Here is an 8396-nt window from a genome sequence, read left to right on the forward strand (position 1 = left end):
TCGGCTCGAAGCCCGCCGAGTCCAGGGTGCGGGCCAGCTCCGCCTCGGCGGTGGCCGACAGCGTATTGACCTGGTCGGCCTGTTCGGGCGACAGCCATCCGGGCACGTCGACCTGCGTATCGCCGAAGCGCAGCTTCCCCTCGGGCGCGGCGATGGGCGCGACCGCCGGTGCGCTGGCCGGATCGGGCATGCGCAGCTGTTCCGGATCGACCGCCGCGAGCGATCCACCGGGGATGTCCCGCACTCCGACCGGGGAGTTGCGGCTCACCCGGGTGGTCGGTGCGTCGGCGACCGGCTGCGCGCCGTCCGAAACCGCTGCCGTGGCGTCGGTTTCCGCGGCCGGGGCGGAGGCCGACGTGGTGCCCGCGGCGGTGGTGTCGAGCCAGCCGCGCACGCCGTCGGCGAGTTCCGGCGGGATCGGCACCGTCAGCGGTCCCAGCGGGGAGTGCAGCACCATATCGGTCCGCGGATTCTGCTCGGTGGCCGTGGCGGGCGGGACGGACCTGTCCTCCGGATGTACCGGTTCGGCCGAGGCCGTGCCCGCGAGTGCGACGCTGAACGGCAGCGCCCCGACGACGGCGAGTGAACTCAGCCGCCGCCGGGGCGAAAGACGATCAACCTGTTGGCGTTTGCCCATGAATGACCTTTCTCACGAATGTTCACGGCTTTCGAACATTCGGATCCGGTCCATGTGCCGGATTGGTCCGGGCCTACCCCCGGTCGACGTTAGGGGTTACCCCACCCTGCGGTCGCTCGACGGCGTGGTCGGTTCGTTCGCCACAGATTTGCCGTTACCCGTGGATGTTTCACCGTCGAAGGGCCGGACCGCATCGCGCGCGTCCACATCCCCGGCGTTGATCGCCTCCAGGGCCAGCCGCGCGAACACCCACTGCTCGGTGGCGGCCATCTGGCCGCGATGGCGGCCGAGGAAGGAGACGAACCATTCGAAGACGGTGACGAACCGGCTGCGGAAGCCGACCAGGTACCACAGGTGCAGCGCCAGCCACGCGAGCCAGGCGATGAAGCCGCCGAACTCCAGCTTGCCGACCTGGCACACCGCGCTGAACCGCGACACGGTGGCCATGGAGCCCTTGTCGAAGTACTTGAACGGCTTGCGCTGCTCGGGCGTTTCGCCCTTCAGCCCGGCCTTGATGGCCTTGGCCGCGTAGGTGCCGCCCTGGATCGCGCCCTGCGCCTGGCCGGGCACGCCCGGCACGGCCATGAGGTCGCCGACCACGAAGACGTTCGGGTGGCCCTTGATGGTGAGGTCGGGTTCCACGATCACGCGTCCGGCCCGGTCCACCTCGGTACCGTCGGAGCGCTCGGCGAGCTGGCGGCCCAGCGCGCTGGCCTGCACACCGGCCGACCAGACCTTGCAGGCGGATTCGATGCGGCGCTCGCTGCCGTCGGCGTCCTTGATGGTGACGCCGCGCGCGTCCACATTGGTGACCATGGCGTTGAGCTGGATCTCCACGCCCATCCGGGCGAGCCGCCGGTGCGCCTTGCCGCCGAGGTTGGGACCCATGGGCTTGAGCACCGCGTCGGCGCCCTCGACCAGGATCACCCGGGCGTCGCGGGGATCGATATTGCGGAAGGTGCCCTCGAGGGTGCGGTCGGCGAGTTCGGCGATCTGCCCGGCCAATTCGACGCCGGTGGGTCCCGCGCCGACCACCACGAAGGTCATGAACCGGTCGCGCATCTCCTGGGTGGGTGCGAGTTCGGCCTCCTCGAAGCTGCCCAGAATGCGGGCGCGCAGTTCGAGGGCGTCGTCGATGGTCTTCATACCGGGCGCGTAGGTGGCGAAGTGGTCGTTGCCGAAGTACGACTGCTGCGCACCGGTGGCCACGATGAGGCTGTCGAACGGGGTCTGATGGTCCTGGTTGAGCAGCCGCGAGGTGACGATATTGTTCTCGAGGTCGATATCGTGCACGTCGCCCATGATGACCTGCACGTTCTTCTGCTTGCGCAGCACCATGCGGGTGGCGGGGGCGATCTCGCCGACCGAGAGGATGCCGGTGGCCACCTGGTACAGCAGCGGCTGGAACAGGTGGGTGGAGGTCTTGGAGATGAGGGTGATGTCGACGTCGGCGTTCTTCAGGTGCTTGCAGGCGAACAAGCCACCGAACCCGGACCCGATCACCGCCACGCGGTGGCGCTTCACTACAGAATCGGTGCTCATCTAGTCCTGCTCCCTGGAGAAGACGGTATTGCTACGACACATCACGCCCAACGGTAGTACGGCGTGAGCTGAGTCGACCAATCAGGACGCATCGGGAAAACGACCGACATCGCTACTGCCTCGAAAATACAATATGGGCAGTCGCTCAGGGAGGAATGCCATGGTCGCCGTGGCCGGTCGTGTCAGCGCCGAGGCGGAGAACCTGTCCCTGCTCGAGATTCCCGATGCGGCGCTGGTCGATCGGCTGTTGCGCCGCCTGCCCGAGCGGGCGCGGGAACTCGCCGCACCGCCTCCCGGTAGCGGGTTGCGGGCGGTGCGCGGCGATGCCGGGCTGCCGTATCTGGGGCGGAGCCTGCAGTACCTGCGCTGGGGTCCGGCCGAGATGATGGGCCGCTATCGCAAGTACGGACCGGTCTCGTTCAACAGTGCGCTGGGCGCGCGCCGGGTGCTGGTGGCCGGACCCGAGGCCATCGACGAGGTGCTGGGCCGCCGCCGCCAGGACTTCGGCTCCGGTTGGGACTGGTTCATCGGCCCGTTCTTCCACCGCGGACTGCTGCTGCTCTCCTTCGACGAGCACATGTTCCACCGCCGCATCATGCAGCAGGCGTTCACCCGAGACCGGTTGCAGGAGCATCTGACCGAACTGACCGCCGTCGTGGACGCCGCCGTCGCCCGCTGGGCGCCCGCCGGGGAGCGGCGGCTGCCGCTGTACCCGGCCTTCAAGGAGCTCACCCTGCGCATCGCCACCGACGTGTTCATGGCGGTCGACTCGAGCGCCGAGCGCGAACGGCTGGGCCGGGCGTTCCTGCGCTGCACCCACGCCGCGCTGGCCCTGCTGCGCTTCCCGGTGCCGGGCGGCAACTGGTACGCGGGGCTGCGCGGTCGAAAGGTGCTGGAGGAGTACTTCACCCGCATGATCCCCGCCAAGCGGCGTGCACCGGGACCGGACTTCTTCTCCGCGCTGTGCCGGGCCCGCACCGAGGACGGCGCGGTGTTCAGCGACGCGGACGTGGTGAACCACATGATCTTCCTGATCATGGCGGCCCACGACACCACCACGACCACCGTCACCGCGACCGCCTACTACCTGGGTCGGCATCCGGAGTGGCAGCGCCGGGTGCGTGCCGAAGCCCTGGCCCTGCACGCCGAACTCGACGGCGCCCCGCCCACCATCGCCGATCTGGACCGGCTGCGGGAGCTGGACCTGGTGATCCGCGAGAGCCTGCGGCTGCTGCCGCCGGTGCCCGGCCTGGTGCGGCGCGCCGCCCGCGATACCGAGATCGCCGGGCATTTCGTCCCGGCCGGCACCCAGGTGGACATCGCACACGGCGTGAATCACCTGCTGCCCGAGTTCTGGACGCGCCCCGAACTTTTCGATCCGGAGCGGTTCGCCGAACACCGCCGGGAGGATCGCGCGCACCGGCTGGCCTGGCTACCCTTCGGCGCGGGCGCGCACAAGTGCATCGGCATGCACTTCGGGGTCATGGAGGTGAAGACCATCATCGCGGCGCTGGCCCGCGACTACGAGTGGACGGTCCCCGGCGACTACCTCATGCCGTGGGGTTTCTCCACCATCCCGTTCCCGCGCGACGATGCGCCGACGCTGCTGCGCCGCCGCTCCGGTCCGGGTGCGGACTGAGGGAGCGGCGGCACGGGGGTCGGATCAGCCGCGGCCCTTGAACAGGATCTCCGCGACGCGGGTGGTGGTCTCCGCGCCCTCGGCGTACCCGCCCGCACCACCGAGCGAGTTCATGATCGCCAGGGTGTAGCGCTCGTCCGGCCCTGCGAAGCCGACCGAGTTGACCACCCAGCCGCCCTGCTCCTGCGACCAGCCGTTCTTCAGGCCCGGGCGCATGGCCGCGCCCGCACCCCACACCCCCCAGTGCTGGTTGGTGTCCACCCGGCGCATGCGGTCGACGAGATAGTTCCGGTCGTCGGGATGCATACCGGTCAGCACGCTGTCCATCAGCCGGTCGAGATCGGAGGGGGTGCACTGCTGGAAGCCCCAGTCGGGGAAGAGCTTGGTCTGCGCCATGGAGCTGGTGGGCGGCATCGGCACCAGCCCGCCCATGCCGTTGGCGCGGAAGGCGTTCTGGAAGGCCATGCGGTCCACGCCCGCGTACTTGTTCCAGAGGATGTCGGCGGCGGTGTCGTTGGAGGTTGCCAGCATGGATTCCATCAGGCCGCGATCACCGGCGTCGAGAGCGATCGCGCCGATCCGGGCGCGGTTGAGCAGATCCTCGGCCATCGCCAGCTTGATGGTGGAGGCCGTCCAGAACATGGTCTCGGCGTTGGCGTTTCGGTAGATGCCGCCGGTAACCCGGTCGCGCACCACGTATCCGACCAGTCCCGGGCGGCCCTGGAGGTAGTCGTCCACCCGGGCGATGCGGCTGGACATATCGCAGTCGAAGCCGGCCATGCACTGCGCGGCGGCCGTCGGTAAGGACGGTCCCATCCCATTCGGCAGCAGTGCGGGCGCGGTGGGGATCAGGGCGGCGGCGGTGAGGACGGCGGCGGAGGCGGCCACACGGTTGCGCCGAGGCTTCGGAGAACGCACGGTGGACCACAATAGACAGTGAAGTGTCCGCTCTGCACGTCTTGCGGACAATTCGTGCGGGAGCTGGCGAAATGCGTCTGCCCGCAGTGGCTTTCACATGCCCGCGGCGGTCAGCGGAACGCGGCCTCGAGCTCCTCGACGCTGCGGCCGTTGAGGCGGTAGCAGTGCTCGAACGCCTCGGAGTGGCGCTCGCGCGGCCAGGTGTGCAGGACGATGCCGCGGCCGTAGTGGCGCGAGTTGATCAACTCCCAGCGGTCGCCGACGCGACGAACCGTGAACCCGCTTCTGGGCACGAGGGGAATCACCGTGGCGGACATCGACGCGAACCAGCCTTTCCGTACCTACTGCGCTACTGCCTACCTCCCCGAAAAGCCCTCCCCGCAAAGCACTGTCGCACACCGATTGCCGAATCCCGTGTGACGCGCCCGAGCAAATCCGCGGCGTGTGGCGCGTGTCACCGTAAGGCGCGCGGCACCCGGTGTTTGCATCCGGTTCGCCGACTGTATAAACACAGCTCGTGCACATTCACCGGGCCGAGCGAGCGGACACGCTCGTCGACGCGCTCGCCCAGCTGCTGGCCAGACCCCTTGACGACCCCTTCGCCGCCGAGGTCGTCGCGGTACCGGCCAAGGGGATCGAGCGCTGGGTGATCCAGCGGCTGGCGACGGTGCTCGGCAGTGCGACCGGTGGTGACGGCATCGCCGCGAATATCGAATTCCCGGATCCGGCGAGCCTGGTGGGCGCGGTGCTGGCGGAGGCGACCGGGCTGACCCCCGATACCGACCCGTGGGCTCCCGAACGACTGGTGTGGACGCTGCTGCCGGTGCTGGACGCGGTGCTGGCGGAACCGTGGTGCGGTGTGCTGTCGCGGCATCTCGGCCGGGGCGACGCCGCCGGGCACAAGGTGGGGCGGCGCTACGCCACCGCCGCGCGGATCGCGGACCTGTTCGACGGCTACGGCACCCAGCGCCCCGGCATGATCACCGCGTGGGCGGACGGGCTCGATACCGACGGGACCGGACGCGAGCTGCCGGAGGACCTGCGCTGGCAGCCGCGCCTGTGGCGGACGCTGCGGGAAGCCGTGGGGGTGCCGAGCCCGGCCGAGCGACTGTCCGCCGCGTGCGCACACCTGCGGGCGGAACCCGGGGTGGTGTCGCTGCCACGGCGGATCTCGCTGTTCGGCGTGACGCGACTGACCACCGACCAGCTCGAGGTGCTGTCGGCGCTGTCCGCGGGGCGGGAGGTGCACCTGTGGCTGGTGCACCCGAGCCCGACATTGTGGACGGAACTGGCATCGAACGGGGTGGGCGCGCAGACCGATTCGGCCGACCGGTCGGGTTCCTCTGCGGCGGGTGATGCTCCCGCATCGGTGCGCGCGGCCTCCGATCGGCAGCGGGTGGACCGAGCGGGCGGATCGTCACCTTCGGGCGAGATGCCGGATTCCCTTGTGCGGGTGCGGCATCCGCTGCTCGCCGCCCTCGGCCGCGACATGCGCGAATTGCAGCAGCGCCTGCACGCCTACGACCACACCGACACCTACCACCCGCCCGCCGCGATATCGCCGGGAACAACCACAGCGCCGGGCCGGGGCGAACGACGCGCCGCGCGGACGGCGGCGGCCACAGCGCCGGGCCGGGGCGCGTCATCCGGCGCGCGGACGGCGGAGGTCGCGTCGGACACGCCGAACCTCGGGCGCGCCCGAATACCGGACGGCGACCGCGATGGCGCGGTGGAGTTCGGCCGCCCCGTCGACTCTGCCGCCGGGCATGTCATAGAGCCGGCAGCCGACCGTGCCGAGGGGGGCGCCACCGAGTTCTCCGACGTAGCGGGTTCCGACCGGGAGGACCGGGCGGGCGCCGCTGGTTTCGTCGCGGCCGCCACGCCTGCGGTGGGTACGGGCGAGTCGGCGACCGGGCGGCGATCGGTGGAGCGCGGTGCTGTAGCGGGCGCATCCAGCGTGCGCGACCTGGCGTCCGGGCGCACCCTGCTGTCCGCGCTGCAGGCCGCGATCCGGGAGGATCGGTGGCCGGTGGCGGTCGAACCCGAGTTGGCCGGGGACGGGACCGTCGGCGTGCACGCCTGCCATGGTCCGGCGCGGCAGGTGGAGGTGCTGCGAGACTGTCTGCTGCACGTCTTCGCCGCGGATCACACGCTGCAACCGCGCGATGTGGTGGTCATGTGCCCGGACGTGGAAAGCTATGCGCCGCTGGTGCGGGCGGCCTTCGGGCAGTGGTCCCTCGACACCGCCGAAGCCGGGCATCCCGGGCACGCACTGCGGGTGCGGTTGGCCGATCGGGCGCAGCGGGCGGTGAATCCGCTGCTCGGCGTGATCGGGACGCTGTTGGAACTGGCCGACGGCCGGGTCACCGTCACCGAGGTGCTGGACCTCGCCGCGGCCGAACCGGTGCGGTTGCGCTGCGGATTCGACGACGACGATCTGGAACGACTGCGGGAGTGGGCCGCCGAGACCGGTGCGCGCTGGGGTATCGGGCAGCGGCAGCGGCAGGCATTCGGACTCGGCGATTTCGCGCAGAACACGCTCAATGCGGCAGTGGACCGCATTCTGCTCGGCGTGGCCGCGGGCGAATCCGGCGCCGACTGGCTGGATCTGGCGCTGCCGCTCGACGATGTCGACTCGGGCGACATCGATCTGGCGGGGCGCTTCGCGGAATTCGTGGACCGGCTCGCGGTCTGCCTGCGTGACCTGCGCGGACCCACCCTGGCCGAACCGGCAGGAACCGCCCGCCCGGCCGGGGAGTGGGCCGCGGTGCTCGGCCGCGCGCTCGATCTGCTCACCGACGTGACCCGCGCGCAGGCGTGGACGGGCGTGCAGGCGCGGCGGGAACTGGCCGCCGCCCTCGAACACGCCGGGGATGTGCCGTTGCGCCTGCCCGATATCGCGGCGCTGCTGGCGACCCGGCTGGCGGGGCGGGCCTCGCGCGCCAACTTCCGCACCGGTGAGCTGACCGTGTGCACCATGGTGCCCATGCGGTCGGTGCCGCACCGGGTGGTGGTGCTGCTCGGACTCGACGACGAGGTGTTCCCGCGCGCGGGCGGCATCGACGGCGACGATGTGCTGGCCCGGCACCGCTGCCCCGGCGACCGCGACCCGCGCAGCGAGGACCGGCAGTTGCTGCTGGACGCCATCATGGCGGCGGGGGAGCGACTCGTGCTGCTGCACACCGGATCCGATCCGGTCACCGGGGCGCACCGGCCGCCCGCCATCCCACTCGCCGAGGTGCTCGACACCGTGCGCGCCCATGTCGGCCGCGAGGCCATGGCGCGGATCGTGCGGCGGCATCCACTGCAACCCTTCGACGCCGCCAACTTCCGCGCCGACGACCCGTTCAGCTTCGATCCGGTGGCCCTCGCGGGCGCGGTGGCCGCGCGGCAGCCGCAGCAGTCGCGGCCGGTATTCCTCGCCGCACCGCTGCCCTCCGCGTCGCCGGGCGATGTGGAGCTCACCGATCTGGTGGCCTTCGCCGAACATCCGGTGCGCGCCTTCCTGTGGCAGCGGCTCGGCATCCGCGTGCCCGAGGAGGAAGAGGAGATCGACGACCGGCTGCCCATCGCCCTGGACGGACTCACCAAATGGTCCATGGGCGAACGCATGCTGGCCGCGCGGCTCAACGGCGTGGAGGCCGATATGCTGCGCGCGGC

General features: G+C 70.7%; 5 protein-coding genes and 1 pseudogene. 2 read left to right on the top strand and 4 right to left on the bottom strand.

Features of this window, described 5'->3' with window-relative positions; all coding sequences use genetic code 11:
* Together QK444_RS27200 and QK444_RS27205 are read right to left on the bottom strand one after the other, a co-directional pair.
* A pseudogene (locus tag QK444_RS27200) lies at positions 1-637 on the bottom strand (hypothetical protein); the annotation flags it as partial.
* 96 nt (positions 638-733) lie between these two features.
* Positions 734-2179: an NAD(P)/FAD-dependent oxidoreductase gene (locus tag QK444_RS27205; protein ID WP_282785005.1), complete on the bottom strand. Its 1446-nt coding sequence runs from the start codon at positions 2177-2179 to the stop codon at positions 734-736.
* A 160-nt stretch (positions 2180-2339) separates the two neighbouring features.
* Between QK444_RS27205 and QK444_RS27210 the strand changes: the two genes are divergently transcribed.
* Positions 2340-3818, top strand: a complete 1479-nt coding sequence (locus tag QK444_RS27210; RefSeq protein ID WP_282785006.1) for a cytochrome P450 — start codon at positions 2340-2342, stop codon at positions 3816-3818.
* 24 nt (positions 3819-3842) lie between these two features.
* On the opposite strand, the gene QK444_RS27215 is transcribed toward QK444_RS27210, so the two are convergent.
* Together QK444_RS27215 and QK444_RS27220 are read right to left on the bottom strand one after the other, a co-directional pair.
* The gene (locus QK444_RS27215) at positions 3843-4634 is read right to left on the bottom strand and encodes a tat pathway signal sequence (RefSeq protein WP_282785008.1); all 792 of its coding nucleotides are present in this window, start codon (positions 4632-4634) and stop codon (positions 3843-3845) included.
* 212 nt (positions 4635-4846) lie between these two features.
* Positions 4847-5053, bottom strand: a complete 207-nt coding sequence (locus tag QK444_RS27220; RefSeq protein ID WP_029930573.1) for a hypothetical protein — start codon at positions 5051-5053, stop codon at positions 4847-4849.
* A gap of 200 nt (positions 5054-5253) precedes the next feature.
* On the opposite strand from QK444_RS27220, the gene QK444_RS27225 reads away from it, so the two are divergent.
* A partial coding sequence (locus QK444_RS27225) for an exodeoxyribonuclease V subunit gamma (protein WP_282785007.1) occupies positions 5254-8396 on the top strand: 3143 nt, incomplete at its 3' end.

It is taken from the genome of Nocardia sp. CC201C (assembly GCF_030010695.1).
Lineage (GTDB): Bacteria > Actinomycetota > Actinomycetes > Mycobacteriales > Mycobacteriaceae > Nocardia > Nocardia otitidiscaviarum.